This window comes from Streptomyces sp. (assembly GCF_031181555.1).
In the GTDB taxonomy this organism is placed as follows: Bacteria; Actinomycetota; Actinomycetes; order Streptomycetales; family Streptomycetaceae; genus Streptomyces; species Streptomyces fimbriatus.
On record NZ_JAPSKQ010000074.1, the window covers coordinates 1 to 17,231 of the forward strand.

17 protein-coding genes and 2 tRNA genes are annotated in these 17,231 nt (G+C 72.1%); 4 read left to right on the forward strand and 15 right to left on the reverse strand.

What is annotated here, in order from left to right; all coding sequences use genetic code 11:
* A partial coding sequence (locus tag RIM90_RS16870; RefSeq protein WP_309061533.1) for a class I tRNA ligase family protein occupies positions 1 to 848 on the reverse strand: 848 nt, incomplete at its 3' end.
* A 519-nt stretch (positions 849 to 1,367) separates the two neighbouring features.
* On the opposite strand from RIM90_RS16870, the gene RIM90_RS16875 reads away from it, so the two are divergent.
* Both RIM90_RS16875 and RIM90_RS16880 read left to right on the forward strand, forming a co-directional pair.
* Positions 1,368 to 2,588, forward strand: coding sequence for a cytochrome b/b6 domain-containing protein (locus RIM90_RS16875; protein WP_309061534.1), 1,221 nt, complete (start codon positions 1,368 to 1,370; stop codon positions 2,586 to 2,588).
* Entirely contained in the window at positions 2,585 to 4,195 is a 1,611-nt protein-coding gene (locus RIM90_RS16880) for an NADH-ubiquinone oxidoreductase-F iron-sulfur binding region domain-containing protein (protein ID WP_309061535.1), read from the forward strand. The genes RIM90_RS16875 and RIM90_RS16880 overlap by 4 nt, the downstream gene beginning before the upstream one ends.
* A gap of 65 nt (positions 4,196 to 4,260) precedes the next feature.
* Here the strand turns inward: RIM90_RS16880 and RIM90_RS16885 are convergent.
* From RIM90_RS16885 to RIM90_RS16925, 9 genes are all read right to left on the reverse strand, one after another.
* Positions 4,261 to 4,333, reverse strand: a tRNA-Ala gene (locus tag RIM90_RS16885).
* 126 nt (positions 4,334 to 4,459) lie between these two features.
* Entirely contained in the window at positions 4,460 to 4,693 is a 234-nt protein-coding gene (locus RIM90_RS16890) for a hypothetical protein (protein ID WP_309061536.1), read from the reverse strand.
* A 3-nt stretch (positions 4,694 to 4,696) separates the two neighbouring features.
* On the reverse strand, positions 4,697 to 4,870 hold the full coding sequence (locus tag RIM90_RS16895) for a hypothetical protein (protein WP_309061537.1): 174 nt from the start codon (positions 4,868 to 4,870) through the stop codon (positions 4,697 to 4,699).
* Between the two features lie 199 nt (positions 4,871 to 5,069).
* Positions 5,070 to 5,142: transfer RNA gene (locus RIM90_RS16900), tRNA-Ala, on the reverse strand.
* A gap of 142 nt (positions 5,143 to 5,284) precedes the next feature.
* Positions 5,285 to 5,953, reverse strand: a complete 669-nt coding sequence (locus tag RIM90_RS16905) for a histidine phosphatase family protein (protein WP_309061538.1) — start codon at positions 5,951 to 5,953, stop codon at positions 5,285 to 5,287.
* Entirely contained in the window at positions 5,950 to 6,396 is a 447-nt protein-coding gene (rsfS, locus tag RIM90_RS16910; protein ID WP_309061539.1) for a ribosome silencing factor, read from the reverse strand. The genes RIM90_RS16905 and rsfS overlap by 4 nt, the downstream gene beginning before the upstream one ends.
* A 92-nt stretch (positions 6,397 to 6,488) precedes the next feature.
* Positions 6,489 to 8,240, reverse strand: a complete 1,752-nt coding sequence (locus RIM90_RS16915; RefSeq protein ID WP_309061540.1) for an LCP family protein — start codon at positions 8,238 to 8,240, stop codon at positions 6,489 to 6,491.
* Positions 8,241 to 8,256: 16 nt separating this feature from the next.
* Positions 8,257 to 8,970 carry a nicotinate-nucleotide adenylyltransferase gene (gene nadD, locus RIM90_RS16920; protein WP_309061541.1) on the reverse strand — a complete coding sequence of 238 codons (714 nt, stop codon included), beginning with the start codon at positions 8,968 to 8,970 and terminating at the stop codon, positions 8,257 to 8,259.
* Positions 8,971 to 9,049: 79 nt separating this feature from the next.
* Entirely contained in the window at positions 9,050 to 9,214 is a 165-nt protein-coding gene (locus RIM90_RS16925) for a hypothetical protein (protein ID WP_309061542.1), read from the reverse strand.
* Positions 9,215 to 9,498: 284 nt separating this feature from the next.
* Here RIM90_RS16925 and RIM90_RS16930 point away from each other — a divergent pair, with 284 nt between their 5' ends.
* Positions 9,499 to 10,623 carry a M48 family metallopeptidase gene (locus RIM90_RS16930; protein ID WP_309061543.1) on the forward strand — a complete coding sequence of 375 codons (1,125 nt, stop codon included), beginning with the start codon at positions 9,499 to 9,501 and terminating at the stop codon, positions 10,621 to 10,623.
* 55 nt (positions 10,624 to 10,678) lie between these two features.
* Here RIM90_RS16930 and RIM90_RS16935 read toward each other — a convergent pair whose 3' ends face one another.
* The 5 genes from RIM90_RS16935 to proB form a co-directional block, all read right to left on the reverse strand.
* A complete protein-coding gene (locus RIM90_RS16935; RefSeq protein WP_309061544.1) occupies positions 10,679 to 11,752 on the reverse strand; it encodes a hypothetical protein in 1,074 nt (357 codons plus the stop codon).
* Between the two features lie 88 nt (positions 11,753 to 11,840).
* Positions 11,841 to 12,428, reverse strand: coding sequence for a hypothetical protein (locus RIM90_RS16940; protein WP_309061551.1), 588 nt, complete (start codon positions 12,426 to 12,428; stop codon positions 11,841 to 11,843).
* 75 nt (positions 12,429 to 12,503) lie between these two features.
* Positions 12,504 to 13,790 (reverse strand): glutamate-5-semialdehyde dehydrogenase, encoded by a 1,287-nt coding sequence (locus tag RIM90_RS16945; RefSeq protein WP_309061545.1) that lies wholly within the window; start codon positions 13,788 to 13,790, stop codon positions 12,504 to 12,506.
* A gap of 67 nt (positions 13,791 to 13,857) precedes the next feature.
* Positions 13,858 to 14,316 (reverse strand): hypothetical protein, encoded by a 459-nt coding sequence (locus RIM90_RS16950; protein ID WP_309061552.1) that lies wholly within the window; start codon positions 14,314 to 14,316, stop codon positions 13,858 to 13,860.
* 142 nt (positions 14,317 to 14,458) lie between these two features.
* Positions 14,459 to 15,565, reverse strand: a complete 1,107-nt coding sequence (proB, locus tag RIM90_RS16955; RefSeq protein WP_309061553.1) for a glutamate 5-kinase — start codon at positions 15,563 to 15,565, stop codon at positions 14,459 to 14,461.
* Positions 15,566 to 15,776: 211 nt separating this feature from the next.
* Here proB and RIM90_RS16960 point away from each other — a divergent pair, with 211 nt between their 5' ends.
* The gene (locus RIM90_RS16960) at positions 15,777 to 17,192 is read left to right on the forward strand and encodes a polysaccharide pyruvyl transferase family protein (RefSeq protein ID WP_309061546.1); all 1,416 of its coding nucleotides are present in this window, start codon (positions 15,777 to 15,779) and stop codon (positions 17,190 to 17,192) included.
* The last annotated feature ends 39 nt before the right edge of the window (positions 17,193 to 17,231 follow it).

Genomic DNA, 17,231 nt, shown 5'->3' on the forward strand with positions numbered 1-17,231 from the left:
CGCATGTTCCACTGGCGCAGCTTGGCCTTGAAGACGGGGAAGTTGCCGCGCTCGGAGCGGCCCTCGGCGGTGACCTCCTCGTTGGCCAGCACGGTGCCCAGGCCGGGGCACCAGTTGACGGGCGCGTCGGAGGCGTAGGCCAGGCGGAACTCGCCCAGGACGTCGGCGCGCTCGGCCGCGCTCAGCTCGCCCCACGCGCGCGCGTGGCCCGGTACGGGGCGCTCACCGGACTCGAACTGCGCGATCAGCTCGTCGATCGGGCGGGCCCTCCCCGCCTCCTCGTCGTACCAGGAGTTGAAGATCTGCAGGAAGATCCACTGGGTCCACTTGTAGTAGTCCGGGTCGATCGTGGCGAACGACCGGCGCTTGTCGTGGCCCAGGCCCAGCCGGCGCAGCTGGGCCTTCATGTTCTCGATGTTGGCCTCGGTGGACACGCGCGGGTGCGTGCCGGTCTGCACGGCGTACTGCTCGGCGGGCAGGCCGAAGGCGTCGAAGCCCAGGGTGTGCAGGACGTTGTGCCCGGTCATGCGCTGGAAGCGGGCGAAGACGTCGGTGGCGATGTACCCCAGCGGGTGACCGACGTGCAGTCCCGCACCGGAGGGGTACGGGAACATGTCCATGATGAACTTCTTGGGCTTGGCGACCGTCTCCGGGTCGCCCGCCAGGTCGCCTCCCCCGCTCTCGGCTCCGCTCGAGCGGGGGGACCCCCCCGGGTTGGGGGCGGCGTAGGTGCCCTCGGCGTCCCAGAAGTCCTGCCAGCGTGCCTCGATCTCGGCCGCCAGGGCGGCCGTGTAGCGGTGCGGCGCGGCCTCCGCGGCTGCGGTGGCAGCGGGGTTCGTCTCGCTCATGATCCTCAAAGCTCCATCGATCGTCTCTGCCGGCTGCTGCGACTTCCCGGAAATGAAAAATCCCCTCGCACAGGAGGGGACGCCGCGCCGATTCCGACCTGCCGGTCACCGGCGGTCGGGACTGATCAGCGCGGCTCGCTAAGCAGAAGGCGTACGGCACGCATGGCGCAAGGGTACCGCAGGCCCCGAGCACGCCGCGACGCTCTTCCCGGGCGCGCGCGGGCCCGCCGGGGCCGCGCCCGTCCGGCCGGCACCCCTGAACCCCGGTCAGAGGTTACTTCGCGTAACGGCCGCTAAGGGGCGCCACAACGACCGCATTGTCTTTTGGTAACGGCGTAATAACTCAAACCTCGTACTCATCGGTATGACCGGGCCTAGAGTGCGGCGCGGGACCGCTTTACCGAAACCTCGGAGTTGCCCCATGAACCGTCGTCCAGACAGCAGCCCACCCCCCGCACGGGGCCGGTCGGCTGCGGCTCCGCCGTGCCCGCTCCGAGTCGTGACGCGGGGAGGTGGGTCGTGAGGCCGGACGACAGCACGGCGGACGACTGGCTCGCCGAGTTCCTCAACTTCGGTGTGGGCGTCCTGTCGCTCGTCTGCCTCAGCTGCTCGGTGATCTGGGGGCTCGTCGCCCAGGACCGGATCCTGCTCGGCCCGCGCCAGCGGATCCTGGCGCAGGCGGTGCACCGGACGACCGCGGTCGCCTCGATCGTCTTCCTGCTGCTGCACATCGTCATCAAGCTGGTGCTGGACCACACCACCTGGATCGCCGCGGTGATCCCCTTCGGACTGGCCCTCACCGACGACGAGGCCGTCACCGGCCGGACCTTCCTGATCGGTCTGGGCACCACCGCCGGCCTGCTGATGTTCTTCGTGGGCATCACCGGCGTGCTGCGCAACCGCTTCGCCTCGCCGGCCCCCGTCGCGGCCCGCTGGCGGGCCATGCACATGCTGGCCTATCCGGCCTGGTGCGCCGCGCTGGTGCACGGGCTCTACGCGGGTCGAGCCGCGAAGCCGGTCTTCGTCGTCCTCTACGGCCTGTCCGTGGTCGGCGTCATGGCGGCCCTCGCCCTGCGCGCCGCCCCGCGCCCGGTCAGGCGCAGGGTCGCCGACCGGATCACCGCCCTGCTCGACACCACCGGGCGGCCGGACCGCGGGGAACGGCGCGGCTCCCGGTCGCGCGGCGACCGGGAAGGCGGGGACGGTCCGCGCGGGAACCGGCCGAGCGGGGACGGACCGCTCCACGGGACCGCCGAACGGCCCGCCGCCGCGGAGCCGGCGAACGGCTTCGCGGCCGCCTACCGTGCGGTCTCGGCGTCCTCCGGGCCGCGGCGGCAGCCCCTCTTCGCGGACCGGGGCGCCCGCACGGAACTGCCCCCGGACATGCAGCCCACCCGGAGCATGCCGCGCGGGGACGGCCCGTCGAGCACCTCGGGCAACTGGCCGATCCCGTCCCCGCCGCCGGTCGGCGAGGCCCCGCCGTCGGCGTACGACCCGCTCAACGACACCGGATACACCGTCCCCGTCCAGGGCAATCCGGTCGGCTCGGGGTACGGCTCGAGTGATGTGTACGACACCGGTGAGACGAACACCCTCTACGACACGTACCACCCGAGTGACACGTACAACAGCGGTCCCGCCACTGAACCACTCCCCGGTGCGTCGCCCTCGTCGTCCTACGACTTCGGCGCACCGGGTTCGGGCGAACCTTGGAACACGCCGTCCGGAGGCCACAAGTGAACGAGGCTCTGCCCGACGTACCCGAAGTCCGCGTGGTCGGCCTTCCCCAGCTCACGTCGGGTTTCGACCTTGTCGACCGGCTCGACCTGCCCATGCACCTGAAGGTGCACGGGCCGCTCGAGCCCCTGGGCGGCGAGCAGCTCGCGCAGCTCGCCGAACGCATCAACCTCAGGGGCCGCGGCGGCGCGGGTTTCCCCTTCCACAAGAAGCTGCGCTCGGTCGCCGAATCGGCGATCAAGCGCGGCGTCCGGCCGGTCGTCGTCGTCAACGGCAGTGAGGACGAACCGGCCTGCCGCAAGGACACGGTGCTGATCAACCGCGCCCCGCACCTCATCCTGGACGGCGCGCTGCTGTGCGCCGAGGCCATGGGCGCCCGCACGCTCGTGGTGGGGGTCACCCGGGAGTCCACCCAGCGCTCCATGGAGGCCGCGCTCGCCGAACGCGGCCTGAGCAACGGGCGCCGCTCCGCGCTGCGTGCCCGGGTGCAGCGCAACCCGGTCCGCATGGTCACCGGTGCCGCCGCCTCCCTGATCCGCTCCATCGACGGCGGCCCGGCGATCCCGCCGGGCCGCAAGGTCAGCGCCTCCAGGAGCGGCGTCGGCGGCGCGCCCACGCTGCTGTCCAACGCCGAGACCTTCGCCCAGCTGGCCATCGCCGCCCGCATCGGCCCGGAGCGTTACGGCAACACCGGCCTGTACGACGAACCCGGCACCGTGATGCTCACGGTGTCCGGGGCGGTGGCCCGCCCCATGGTGATCGAGGTCCCGACGGGCGTGCCGCTGCGCTACGTGCTCCAGCTCGCCGGCGCGCCGCCGGTGCCGCAGGGTGTGCTGACGGGCGGTTACCACGGCAAGTGGATCGACGCGGCGACCGTCAACGAGGCGATCGTCTCCCGCAACTCCCTGGACGCGGTGGGCGGTTCGCTGGGCGCGGGAGCCGTCCTGCCGATCAGTCAGGACACCTGCCCGCTGGGCGAGTCGCTGCGGGTGGCGCAGTGGCTGGCGGAGGAGAGCGCCGGCCAGTGCGGCCCCTGCTACCTGGGGCTGCCGGCCGCGGCCCGCGGTCTGGAGGACATCCTGGGCGGCGGCGGCCCGGCCGCCCTGGAGGCGCTCAAGCAGGTCGCCAGGAACGTGAAGCGGCGCGGCGCCTGTTCCCATCCGGACGGCTCCGCGATGTTCCTGGAGTCGACCCTCAAGGCGTTCACCGACGACCTCGCCGCGCACGTCCTCGGCAACGGCTGCGGACGGCCCGTGGCGGGCGTCCTGCCGCTCTTCGAGGGGGGCAGGGCCCCGACCGGCGTCCCGGGCGGCCAGACCGAGGAGAACGGCCCCAGCCGCCAGAAGATCTACGTCGACTGGACGCTGTGCCGGGGCCACGGCCTGTGCGCGGACATCCTCCCGGAGGTCTTCCAGCTCGGCGCGGACGGCTTCCCGACGGTGGCGCAGGCCCAGGTGCCGCGCTACGCCGAGGCCAAGGCGCTGCGCGCGGTGCGCCGCTGCCCGGCCCTGGCCCTGCGCATCGAGGACGAGGCGCCCCAGGCCAAGGGGCCGTCCCGCAATCTGCCGGTGCTCTCGCAGGGCCGCGGCCGGCGCGCCCTGGGCCGCTGACGCGGTCGGCGGGCACAACGAGCGAGGGCGGACCATCCGTCCGGATGATCCGCCCTCGACTTCTGTGGAGCTAAGGAGAATTGAACTCCTGACCTCCTGCATGCCATGCAGGCGCTCTACCAACTGAGCTATAGCCCCTTGCTTTGTTCCGCCCGGTTTCCCCGGCGGCGACGCCAACATTACACGGTCCCCCCGGCAGAACACCAAATCGTTTCCGTTCTCACCGGGAACGTCCGGGATGTCCGGTTCACCGCGCGGGCGCGGTCACGCCGTGACGAACGAATAGAAGCGCTTGAGCGTGCAGTGCTCCTCCAGCAGCCGGCCGTAGATCGGCTCGCCCTCGAGTTCCCGGTACGTCTCGATGGGGTCGCCTTTTATGATCAGCGCCCGCGCGCACTCCTCGCACCAGTACTGGTAGTCGGGGTTGATCGGTTCCATGTCGCGGACGATCGGTGTCCCGCTGTCGCACCAGTCGCACTTCCGCCTGTGTGCACCCATCGCTCAGCTCCAGCTGTGGCCGCAGGCCGTGCACACGTAGGAGATCCCGCCGTTGCCGCCGAGCGCCTGGGCGACGTGCGCGGAACCGCAGGAGGGGCAGCTGAGACGGGTCGAGGTCCGTCGCGTCGACACCGCTCCGAGGAGGTGATCGACCTCCTCGAGGATGCTCGCAGGCATCACAACTCCCTCCCGTCGGGCCGCGCCCCCTTCCGGCCGTTTGATTCTGCCACGACCGGGCCAACACGGTCAGCGACGCCGGGTACCGGTCGGGACACGGCTCGGCGCCTTGTGGAGGTATACGCCTGTGGGAGCCGTCCTGCTCAAGGGCGAGCGACGAAAAAATCCCGCCCCCTGAGGGGGCGGGATCTTCACGGTGTGGAGCTAAGGAGAATTGAACTCCTGACCTCCTGCATGCCATGCAGGCGCTCTACCAACTGAGCTATAGCCCCTTGTGCCACGCGGCGGAGCCGCACGGTGTTTCGCCCCGCTCGGCGGGGCGAACAAGAAGAACTTTAGCCTGTGACCTGCCGGAAAGTGAAATCCGGGTCCCCGGGCCGGTCCGGGCCGGCCGGGGGCCGGTCCCGGAGGGCCTCAGTCGTCGTCGCCGAGCACCGGCTCCGGCAGGGTGCCGGCGTTGTGCTCGAGCAGGCGCCAGCCGCGGACGCCCTCGCCGAGGACGGACCAGCAGCAGTTGGTGAGGCCGCCGAGGCTCTCCCAGTTGTGCGGCTCCAGGCCGAGCAGCCGGCCGATGGTGGTGCGGATGGTGCCGCCGTGGCTGACCACGACGAGCGTGCCGTCCTCGGGGAGCTTCTCGACGTACCTCAGCACCACGGGGGCGGCGCGGTCGGCGACCTCGGTCTCCAGTTCGCCACCGCCCCGGCGCACCGGCTCGCCGCGCTTCCACGCGGCGTACTCCTCGCCGTACCGGGCGATGATCTCGTCGTGCGTCAGGCCCTGCCAGACGCCCGCGTAGGTCTCGCGCAGGCCCTCGTCGAGGGCGACCTCCAGGCCGGTGAGCGCGGCGAGTTCCGCGGCGGTGTCCGCCGCCCGCTTCAGGTCGGAGGCGACGATCGCGTCCGGCTTGAGCCCCGCGAGCAGCCGGGCGGCCCGGCGGGCCTGCGAGACGCCGGTCTCGGTGAGCTCCACGTCCGTGGAGCCCTGGAAGCGTCGCTCCACGTTCCAGGAGGTCTGGCCGTGCCGCCACAGGATGACGCGGCGGCCCCGGCGCGCGGACCCGCCCACCTCACCGGTGGCGCTCACCGCCACTCACCACCCGGCTCGGTCGCCTCCTCGGCCTCCTGCAGCCTGGCGTGCTCCGCGGCCTTGCCGCGGGTGGCCCGGGCGTCGGCGGGCAGCTCCAGCTCGGGGCAGTCCTTCCACAGCCGCTCCAGGGCGTAGAAGACGCGCTCCTCGCTGTGCTGGACGTGGACGACGATGTCGACGTAGTCGAGCAGCACCCAGCGGGCCTCGCGGTCGCCCTCGCGGCGGACCGGCTTGGCGCCGAGCTCCTTGTTCAGCCGCTCCTCGATCTCGTCGACGATCGACTTGACCTGGCGGTCGTTGGGCGCGGAGGCCAGCAGGAAGGCGTCGGTGATGGACAGCACGTCACTGACGTCGTAGGCGACGATGTCGTGCGCGAGCTTGTCGGCGGCCGCCTGGGCGGCGGTGGTGACGAGCTCGAGGGAACGGTCGGTTGCGGTCACTACAAGGCTTTCGATCGGCGGTCACTTGCTCTCAAGGGTCTCACGGACCGCCGGGCGCACCCCACGCATTACGGGGCACGCCCTCCCCGCGGCTACGACCCGGGCTCGTAGTCCTGGCCGAGGACGACCGAGACGCGGGCGTTCGCGGAGACCTTCCCCTCGGTGACGGAGCCTTCGGGCAGTCCCAGGGTCTTGGCGACCTCGGTGGCGTTCTCCTTGTCGGCGGCGTTCGCGTAGACGACCTCGGAGGTCGCCTCCGGGGCGGCGGCGGTGCCGGCCTCCAGGAAGGTGAAGCCGCCGTTGAGGAGGACCACGCGGGCCTGCTCGGTGCGGTCCTTCACCCCGGTGGCGTTGCGCACGGAGACGCTGACGGCGGCGTCCTTGTCGGGGCTCTTCGCGGTGCCGCCGAGGATGTCCTTGACCACGCTGTCGCTCGTCTGCGCGGTGAGCGTGCCGTCGTCCTGCACGGGCAGCAGCGCGGTCGTGTGGTCGCCGCCCTTGGCGAGGTCGGAGAGCCGGGCGAGGAAGGCGCCGAGGTCCTTGTCGGTCAGCGGCGGCTCGATGATCTGGCCGAGGGTCTGGATGGTGGTCGTCGCGGCGTCCGGGTCGGAGGTCATCTTGCGCAGGACGCCGTGCATGACCTGCCCGAACCGCTCCAGCTGGGCGTTCTGGGGCTCGCCGGGGGCGCGGTGGGTGGCGTAGGCGACGGCCATCTTGCCGCTGAGGGTCTGGCTCTCGCCCTTGTGGACCAGGGGTGCCTCGCCCTTCTTGGCCTTCGGGTCGGGCACGTCGGCGTCGGTGTCGATCTCGATGTTGCCGACGAGGTCGACGAGGGTGAGCAGGAACGGGGTGTCCAGCCGCCAGGTGCCCTCGATGTCGGTGCCGAGGACGGTGTCGAGCGCGGTCCGGGTGCCCTCGGAGCCGTCGTCCTCGACGGACTTGGCGAGCGTGGTGGTGGTGCCGTCGTCGGCGGTGAGGGCGAGGGAGTTGGGCAGCAGGACGGTGGTGCCCTGCTTGGTGGTGGTGTTGTCGACGAGCAGCGCGGTGGTGGTGCCGCCGTTGGTGGTGTCGTGCAGGTGGACGACGATCACGTCGCGCTTCTGGGCGCCCGCCGCCGTGGTGGTGCCCGTGCCGGAGCCGGAGCCGGACAGGCCGGGCAGCTTCCCGGCGTACCAGAGGTAGCCGACGCCGCCGACGGCGACCAGGGCGAGGACCACGACCAGGGCGATGACCCGGCTGCGCGCGCGGCGCCGGGCCTCCTCGCGGCGCTCGGTGCGGTTCTCGGTGAACTTCAGCCAGTCGATGACGTCCTCGGAGTCGTCGTCCGGCTCCTCGACGAACGCGAACTGCTCGGTGCGGTACTCCGGTGCGGGCTCGGCGGGGTCCGTTCCGTCGTCGACCGGGCCGGCCTGCTGCGGGATGTGCGCGGTCTGCTCGGCGGCCCGGGGCTGCAGACCGGTGCCGGTGTGCGCGGTCTGGCCGTGCGCGGTCTGGCCGTAGGAGTCGTACGGGGCTGCCGCCGGGCCGTCCTGGTGGGTGCCGGTCGCGTAGGGGTCGTAGGAGCCGTAGGAGTCGTAGGAGGGGACCGGCGGCTGCTGGGCGGTCCCGGTCCCGTAGGGGTCGTACGACGGCTCGGGCTGCTGCGGCCCGCCCGCGGCGTACGGGTCGTAGGCGTAACCCTGCTGCCCTTGCTGTCCCTGCTGCTGGTACGGGTCGTACGGCTGCTGCCGGGTCTGCTGGTCCGTGGCCTGGCGGTAGACGGGCCGGCCGTATTCGTCGTAGCCGACGAGCTCGTACGGGGCGGGCCCGTCGGTCCCGTGTCCCGCGTCGTATCGGTCGTTCACCGGTGCCCCTCTCGGCTCACTCGCCCCGGTACAGCTCGCGCTTGGCGATGTAGCGCACGACTCCGTCCGGCACCAGATACCAGACGGGTTCTCCCTTGGCGACTCTCGCACGGCAGTCCGTCGAGGAGATCGCCAGGGCGGGGACCTCGACGAGCGAGACACCACCCTCGGGGAGGCCCGCGTCGGTCAGGTGGTGGCCGGGCCGGGTCACGCCGATGAAGTGCGCCAGGGAGAACAGCTCCTCGCTGTCGCGCCAGGTGAGGATCTGGGCGAGGGCGTCGGCGCCGGTGATGAAGAACAGGTCCGTGTCGGGGTTGAGCGCGCGCAGGTCGCGCAGGGTGTCCACGGTGTAGGTGGGGCCGCCGCGGTCGATGTCGATGCGGCTCACCGAGAACTGCGGGTTCTCGGCGGTCGCGATGACCGTCATCAGGTAGCGGTCCTCGGCCGCGGAGACCGTGCGGTGGCTCTTCTGCCACGGCTGGCCGGTGGGGACGAAGACCACCTCGTCGAGGTGGAACTGCGCGGCGACCTCGCTGGCCGCCACCAGGTGCCCGTGATGGATCGGGTCGAAGGTGCCGCCCATGACGCCGAGGCGGCGCTTGCCCGGCTTCGACGGGCCGCTGCCGGGGCCGTCGACCGTCCGGCGGGGCGCCGGGCGGCGCTCGGTGCCGCTCGCCGACTCCTCGGCCGCGTCCTTCGCCGGGCCGGTAGGCATGTCCTGCTCTCCCATGCGTGCAGACCCTACCGGCCCGGCCTGTGGACCCCGGCCGCCGGAGGGGCCCCGGATCCCCGGACGGCCCGCGACGGGCTCAGCGGTCGCGGTTGAAGCGGGTCGTGATCCACAGCAGGAGCAGCAGGGCGACCAGGGCGCCGCCGCCGGTCAGGTAGGGGTTGAGGCTCTCGTGGTTGCCGCTGTGCTCTCCGCCCTCGGCGGCGAGGGTGACCAACTGGGCAGCGGTGCTGTGGAAGCTCATCTTCGGCAGGACCTATCGCGTGTGGGCGGGATAAAGACGTCGGCTCATCGTAAGCGGGCGCGTTCGCGCCGATCACGCCGACTCCGCCGTTGCGGGCGGCGGGCAACCTTCCCGGTGCCTCCGGTCGTCCTTCTGCCTGGAGCCGCGCAACGGCGAACCGCGCGGTGCCGTGCCCTTCCGCACTGCCCGTCCGCGGTGTCTCCGCCTAGGCTGGGTCTCGCCTCGGAGGAACGAAGAGCCGCACAAGGGGCCGCAAGGGCCACTCAGACGCACATGGGGGAAACATGTCCGACGGCCATCAGCACAACGGGCACGAGAGCGTGCCGAGCAGGCAGCGCAGGCGTTTCCCCGGAATCTCCTCGCGAGCGTACGAACACCCGGCCGACCGCTCCGCGCTGGTGGCGCTGCGCAAGCTGAGCGGCTTCGACACGGTCTTCAAGGCGTTGAGCGGCCTGCTGCCCGAGCGCAGCCTCAGGCTGCTGTTCCTCTCCGACTCGGTGCGCGTCTCGGACCGGCAGTTCGCGCACCTCAACGACATGCTGCGGGACGCCTGCTACATCCTGGACCTGGAGAAGGTCCCGCCGATGTACGTCAACCAGGACCCGACGCCGAACGCGATGTGCATCGGCCTGGACGAGCCGATCATCGTGGTCACCACGGGGCTGGTCGAGCTGCTCGACGAGGAGGAGATGCGGGCGGTCGTCGGGCACGAGGTCGGGCACGCGCTGTCCGGGCACTCGGTGTACCGGACGATCCTGCTGTTCCTGACGTCCCTCGCGGTCCGGGTCGCCTGGATCCCGCTCGGCAACTTCGCGATCATGGCGATCGTGACGGCGCTGCGCGAGTGGTTCCGCAAGTCGGAGCTGTCCGCGGACCGCGCGGGGCTGCTGGTCGGCCAGGACCTCCAGGCCTCGATGCGCGGTCTGATGAAGATCGCGGGCGGCAACCATCTGCACGAGATGAACGTGGACGCGTTCCTGGAGCAGGCCGACGAGTACGAGGCCGGCGGCGACCTGCGCGACTCGGTGCTGAAGATCCTCAACGTGCTGCCCCGCTCCCACCCCTTCACCACCGTGCGGGCGGCCGAACTGAAGAAGTGGGCGGCCACGCGGGACTACCAGCGGATCATGGACGGCCACTACCCGCGCCGCGACGAGGACGGGGACGCCTCGGTACGGGACTCGTGGCGGGAGTCGGCGAGCAGCTACGCCGGCGAGGTGAGGACCTCCAAGGACCCGCTGATGAAACTGGTCAGCGACATCGCGGGCGGTGCCGGAGACCTGGGCGACCGGGTCCGCCGCGGCTTCGGCGGCTTCACGTCCTCGGCGCCCAGGCCGCCGCGGGACCCGCAGGAGCCGGGTACGCCGCCGGGCACGGAGGACGGCACCCCGCCGCGCGACGGCGCCTGAGACCTGGCGGGCGACGCCCGAGACGTCGGGGAACGGCCGGCCGGCGCCGGCCGGCTCACGGCTTCGGTTGCGCCCCCGTCGCCAGGGAACCGCACAGCGCCGGCGCGCTGCCCGTGGCGTAGGGATCGGTGCCGGCGGGGCCGCCCTCCTCGGCCGTCTGGCCGGCGAGGAGGGGGCGCAGCCGGGCGGTGGAGTCCTCGGCGCAGGACAGGGGGCCGGCCTGGACGTCGGAGAGGACCAGCTGGGCCTGGTGCAGACGCAGGTCGTCGCGGTCGAAGCGGAAGAGCAGCTCGCGCCGGACCGTGAACAGGGAGACCTCGGCGTCCTGATCCGCGCCGGCCGCCCGCACCGCGTACACGAACGTGTGGTCCGTGGCGACCTCCAGGGTGGTGGAGTCGGTCTCGGCGGTCTGCATCGTGCCCTGGACCCGGATCTCGCGGTCGGCCAGCTCCACGCGGGAGGGGTCGAAGCGGACCAGCCATCCGGTGGGCGCGTGCCGTCCGTCGGCGGTGGGCCGGGCGAAGCTCTGGTCGAACTGGTCCAGCTGTTCGGGGTCGAGCAGCACCCGCACGGACCGCGTCTCGCCGCCGGTGAGCACCTCGGGGTCGAGGGAGGACCGCACGATGTAGTCCTTCGCGGTGATCAGCGCGTTCATGACCTGGCCGTCCGAGAAGTGCGCGGTGCGCCGGGACGCCGGGAGCGTCACTCCCTCCGCGCCGACGCGGAACTGCGCCGCCGGACTGTTCGCGTACAGCTGTTCGGGGTCGGTGGTGCCGGGCACCTTGCCCTGGGGAGCGAGCGGGACGACGGTCATCCGCAGGGGCTCGGCCGGCTCCTTGGCGGCGGGCGCCTGGTAGGGGTGGCGTACGCCCATGTAGATCGCGGTGCCGAAGGCCACGGCGATCAGGAGGAACAGGACCAGCACCTGCCGGGACAGGCCGCCCCGGCGCAGGGGCGGACGGCGGCGCACGGCGGGCGCGTGGTCGGTGATGCGCTCCTGCGCGGAGTACTCCTGGAGCCGGGCAGCGCGGACGAAGGACTCGTCGAAGACGACGGACCTGTACTCGTCCTCTCCACCTCCGGGGGCTCCCTCGGGCGTCCCCTCGGGTGGGTCCGGAGGCCCTCCCATATCTTCAGGGTAGGTCCCGGGGAGCCCGGGTAAACGCCCTGCCGCGCGGCGAGTTCCGGCAGGTTCTCACCAGGGCGGTCCCCCGGTCTCAGGGGCTGCGCGGGATCACCGGGACGGCCGGCTGGGAGTAGTCGGCGGAGGCGGACGGGGCCGCCCCGCCGCTCTGCTCCAGGCCGGTGGAGGCGGGTGACGGGACCTGGTCCTCGCGGTTGGAGGAGGCGCCCCGGTACACGGCCGAGAAGGCGAGCGCGACCATGCCGATGCCCATCACCAGGGCGAGTATCCAGGCGACGGGGCGGTGCCAGCGGACCTGCCTGCCGTACGGGCCCGGGGAGCCGTAGCCGTCCTCCGGGACGTCGGGATCGCCGTCCGGGTCGTCGAGGCCGGGGTCGCCCCGGTAGCCGCCGTACCCGTCGTACCGCTCGCCGCGTGGACGGGTCCGGCGGGCCTCGGCCTCGGCTCTGGCCTGCGCGGCGGCCAGGAGGCGCTCGACGGCGGTCGGCTCGTGCACCTCGGCCGCGCGTACGAAGGCCTCGTCGAAGACCACGGAGGCGAACTCTTCGTCCGACACTCCGCGGTCGTGGTCGTCGTCGGGCTCCCAGCCGTCAGGGAACGGCGTGCCCCCCACGTCCTCCGGCACGGATCCAGGGTAGACCTGGGGGGTCGTTTTGGGCAGACGGTGTGGAAATTCATCCGTCTGCCGAGACGGTCCCGCCGCCGCCCGTACCGCCGCTTTCGCGCCGTGCGCGGATCAGCTCCGGATGTGGCCGTCGCCGGTGACGATGTACTTCGTGCTGGTCAGCTCGGGCAGGCCCATCGGCCCCCGGGCGTGCAGCTTCTGCGTCGAGATGCCGATCTCGGCGCCGAAGCCGAACTGGCCGCCGTCGGTGAAGCGGGTGGAGGCGTTCACCGCGACCGTGGTGGAGTCCACCAGCCGGGTGAAGCGGCGGGCGGCCGCCTGCGAGGTGGTGACGATGGCCTCGGTGTGGCCGGAGGTCCACCGCCGGATGTGCTCCACGGCCCGGTCGAGGGAGTCGACGACGGCGGCGGCGATGTCGTAGGAGAGGTACTCGGTCTCCCAGTCCTCCGCGGTGGCCTCCACGACCGTCGCGCGGGACTCCTTGGCGTACGCCATCACGCGCTCGTCGGCGTGCACGGTGACCCCGGCGTCGGCCAGGGCGTCCAGGGCGCGCGGCAGGAAGTCGGCGGCGATGTCCTGGTGGACCAGCAGGGTCTCGGCGGCGTTGCAGACGCCGACCCGCTGGGCCTTGGAGTTGACCAGGATCTCCACCGCCGTGTCGAGGTCGGCCGTCGCGTCGACGTAGACGTGGCAGTTGCCGGTGCCGGTCTCGATGACCGGGACGACCGACTCCTGGACGACCGTGTTGATCAGGGAGGCGCCGCCGCGCGGGATGAGCACGTCGACCAGGCCGCGGGCGCGCATCAGCTCGCGCACGCTGTCCCGGCTCTCGCCGGGCACCAGCTGCACGGCGTCGGCGGGCAGCCCGGCCCCTCCCACGGCGTCGCGCAGCACCCGCACCAGCGCGGTGTTCGACCGGTACGCGGAGGAGGAGCCGCGCAGCAGCACCGCGTTGCCGGACTTCAGGCACAGGGCGGCGGCGTCGACCGTGACGTTGGGCCGGCCCTCGTAGATGATCCCGACGACGCCGAGCGGCACCCGGACCTGGCGCAGGTCGATGCCGTTGGGCAGGGTGGAGCCGCGGACGACCTCGCCGACCGGGTCGGGCAGCGCGGCCACGTCCCGCACGTCGGAGGCGATGGCACGCACCCGCTCCGGGGTGAGCGTGAGCCGGTCGATCATGCCCTCACCGGTGCCGGCCTCGCGTGCCCTGGCCACGTCCTGGGCGTTGGCCTCGACGATCTCGTCCGCCCGGGCCTCCAGCGCGTCCGCGATGGCGAGCAGCGCGTCGTCCTTCGCGGCGCGCGGCAGCGGCGCGAGGGTGGCGGCGGCGGCCTTGGCCCGGTGGGCGGCCTGGCTGACCGGGGACATCGAGTCGTGCGACGAGAGCGTGGTCATGCGGAAAGGGTAGTGCGGGCGACGGGCGCCGCCGGATTCGTCCCACACCCCGAGACATCCCGGTCCTTCAGAACGGATGCACCCCGACCGGTGTCGCCGGGACCGGTCCGTACCCCGCGGCGACGCGCTGGTGGTAGGTGGCCCGGTCGATGACCTCCAGGCCGACGATCTCCCAGGGCGGCAGTCCCGCGGTCCGCCGGTGCTCGCCCCACAGGCGCAGCGCCACGGCGGCCGCGTCGTGCAGGTCGCGGGCCTCCTCCCAGTAGCGGATCTCCGCGTGGTCGTCGGCGTAGCGGCTGGTCAGCAGGAAGGGGTGGTCGTGGGCGAGCTGTTCCAGGGCCCGCCGGACCTCGGCGGTCGGGGCCCGTTCGCCGGAGACGCTGAGGGTGACGTGCCACAGGCGCGGGAGCTCGCGCGGCTCGCCGCCCGGGAACCGGCCCCCGGCCGCGACGCCGGTCAGGGCGCGCTCCCCGCCGGCCGTACGGGAGCCTGCACCACCGTGAGACGCCGTCGTCCCAGGGCGCACTCGTCTCACGACGGCCTCCTTCACGCGCGGACCGGCCGTGGGGCCGGGCGGATGTGTCCCTGGCACAAAGTTGAGCAGGCCGCCGGGGATCGTGGGGCGGTTTTACGGAACGTCCACCACCGGGGACGGACGATTCGGCGCATTACGGATGCAGGACCACCAGATCGTCCCTGTGTACGACCTCGCGTTCGTACTCCGGCCCGAGGTCCCGGGCGAGTTCGTGGGTCGAGCGGCCGATCAGGAGGGGGATCTCCTTGGCGTCGAAGTTGACGAGCCCGCGCGCCACCGCCCGCCCCTCGCCGTCCCGCAGCTCGACCGGGTCGCCCGCGCTGAACTCGCCCTCGACACCGGCGATGCCGGCCGGCAACAGCGACTTGCGGCGCTGCACGACCGCGCGCACCGCCCCGTCGTCCAGGGTGAGCGAGCCCTGCGGGGTGGACGCGTGCTGGAGCCACAGCAGCCGGTCCGCGGAGCGCTTGCCGGTGGGGTGGAAGTAGGTGCCGGTGTCGCCGCCGCCGAGGGCCTCGGCCGCGGCGACCGCGCTGGTCAGTACCACCGGGATGCCGGCGGCGGCGGCGATCCGGGCGGCCTCGACCTTGGTCACCATGCCGCCCGTGCCGACGCCGGCCTTGCCGGTGCTGCCGATCTCGACGTGGGCGAGGTCCTGGGGACCGCGCACCTCCGTCACCCGGGAGGTGCCGGGCCTGCCGGGGTCACCGTCGTACACGCCGTCCACGTCGGACAGCAGCACCAGCAGGTCGGCGCGGACCAGGTGGGCGACGAGGGCGGCGAGGCGGTCGTTGTCGCCGAAGCGGATCTCGTCGGTGGCGACGGTGTCGTTCTCGTTGACGATCGGGAAGGCGCCCATCGCCAGCAGCTTGTCGAGGGTGCGCGAGGCGTTGCGGTGGTGGGCGCGGCGGCTCATGTCGTCGGAGGTCAGCAGCACCTGGCCGACCCGGACGCCGTAGCGGGCGAAGGACGCGGTGTAGCGGGCGACCAGCAGGCCCTGGCCGACGCTGGCGGCGGCCTGCTGACGGGCGAGGTCCTTGGGCCGGCGGCGCAGCCCCAGCGGGGCGAGACCGGCGGCGATGGCGCCGGAGGACACGAGAACGATCTCCCGCTCCCCCCCACTGCGGTTCTTGGCGAGCACGTCGACGAGGGCGTCCACGCGGTCGGCGTCCAGACCGCCCGCCGCGGTGGTCAGCGACGAGGACCCGACCTTGACGACGATCCTGCGGGCCTCGCCCACGGCCTGCCTTGCCCCTGCCACCTTGCCGCCCGTCCCCTCACGTCGATCGGTCGCCCACCAGGCAATCTACGCGAAGCGGGGCGCGCGGCGCGCCCCGGTCCAGTCCCCGGACATCCATCGGGTAACGAATCGCTCACGGCTTGCACACGACGAAAAGGTTGCGTTGGTTGCCTATAGAAATTAAAGGTTCCGCAAACGTATTTTGAACGCTGTGTCACACAACGTTCGCCGCACGAAGCGCATCCTCCTCAGGTCCGGAAAAAGCCCCTACGACGTCGTGTCCGTGGAGGAGGCCCTGCACCGCGACGTCATCGCCACCAACTCCGGCAACCTGATCTTCAGTGATGCCGCGCACAAGATCCTGGAGACACCGCACACCGAGGTGGTCTCCAACGGCATCCGGACGGACGTGAACGCGGCGAGCCGGATCAACGAGGAGTACGACGCCTTCGTCGTCCCCCTGGCCAACGCCTTCCGGCCCTCCTTCGAGCCCCAGCTGAAGCGGCTGACGCGGCTGATCGGCAAGCTGAGGATCCCGGTGGTCGTGCTGGGCGTCGGCGCGCAGACCGGGCTGAACTACGACCCCGCGCGCCTGAAGCCGATGGAGCCGTCGGTGCGCGACTTCGTCTCCGCGGTCCTGGACCGCAGCGCCTCGATCGGTGTGCGCGGCGAGTTCACCGAGAAGTACCTGAAGGACCTGGGCTACCGGGACGTCGAGGTCATCGGGTGCCCCTCGCTGTTCATGTACGGCGCGGAACTCCCCGTACGGAAGCGGACGCGGGAGCTGACGGCCGACTCCCGGATCGCGATCAACGGCTCGCACGACGCCGTGCGGAAGCTGGGCCTGGACCGGATCATCCGGCGCACGCACGAGCGGTACCCGAACCTGCGGTTCATAGGCCAGAACCTCAGCGACGCGCAGCAGCTGCACTGGCGGGACCTGTCCCACCCGAACGGGAAGGTCAAGGAGATGCCGACGCATCCCGACCACCCGATGTACCGGGAGGACAAGGCCCGCGTCTACATCGACCCGGTGACCTGGATCAACGACCTGCGGGACTTCGACTTCTCCTTCGGTTCCCGCATCCACGGCAACATCGCGGCGCTGCTGGCCGGCACGCCCGCGACCGTGCTGTGCTCGGACTCGCGCACGCTGGAGCTCTGCCGCTACTTCGAGATCCCGTACCGGACGCTCGACAAGCTGCCCGAGGACATCGACCCGGCGCTGCTGTACGAGGAGGCCGACCTCGGCCCCCTGACCGGCAACCACCACGAGAGGTTCCAGCGGTTCACGGCGTTCCTGGACAAGAACGGGCTGGAGAACACCTTCACGCACGGTGACGGCGGCGCGGCCCACGAGAAGCGGCTGGGCTCGCTGGACTTCCCCGAGGGCGTCCGCCCCTGGCTCGACACCGATCCCGCCTCCCTCGTCGCGCGCTTCGGCTGGCTGCACACCCGGGTCAGCGAACTGGCCGCGGACAACGCCAAGCTGAAGCGCGAACTGGCACGTGCCAAGGCCGGCACGCGCGGGACCGTCGCCGCCCCGGTGACCACCTCGGTGTACCGCCGCGCCCGCCGCGTGGTGGGCGGCCCCCTGCGCCGGGCCCTGCGGGGAGGGCCGCACTAGGGCCGGCCGGGCAGGTTCCGCGGCCCTGCGGGGCCATAG

Coding starts and splice junctions, on each gene's coding strand:
- RIM90_RS16925 (WP_309061542.1), bottom strand. CDS start 9,214: ATGAGCTTCCACAGCACCGCTGCCCAGTTGGTCACCCTCGCCGCCGAG.
- nadD (WP_309061541.1), bottom strand. CDS start 8,970: ATGGGAGAGCAGGACATGCCTACCGGCCCGGCGAAGGACGCGGCCGAG.
- RIM90_RS16895 (WP_309061537.1), bottom strand. CDS start 4,870: ATGCCTGCGAGCATCCTCGAGGAGGTCGATCACCTCCTCGGAGCGGTG.
- RIM90_RS16935 (WP_309061544.1), bottom strand. CDS start 11,752: ATGGGAGGGCCTCCGGACCCACCCGAGGGGACGCCCGAGGGAGCCCCC.
- RIM90_RS16945 (WP_309061545.1), bottom strand. CDS start 13,790: ATGACCACGCTCTCGTCGCACGACTCGATGTCCCCGGTCAGCCAGGCC.
- RIM90_RS16890 (WP_309061536.1), bottom strand. CDS start 4,693: ATGGGTGCACACAGGCGGAAGTGCGACTGGTGCGACAGCGGGACACCG.
- RIM90_RS16930 (WP_309061543.1), top strand. CDS start 9,499: ATGTCCGACGGCCATCAGCACAACGGGCACGAGAGCGTGCCGAGCAGG.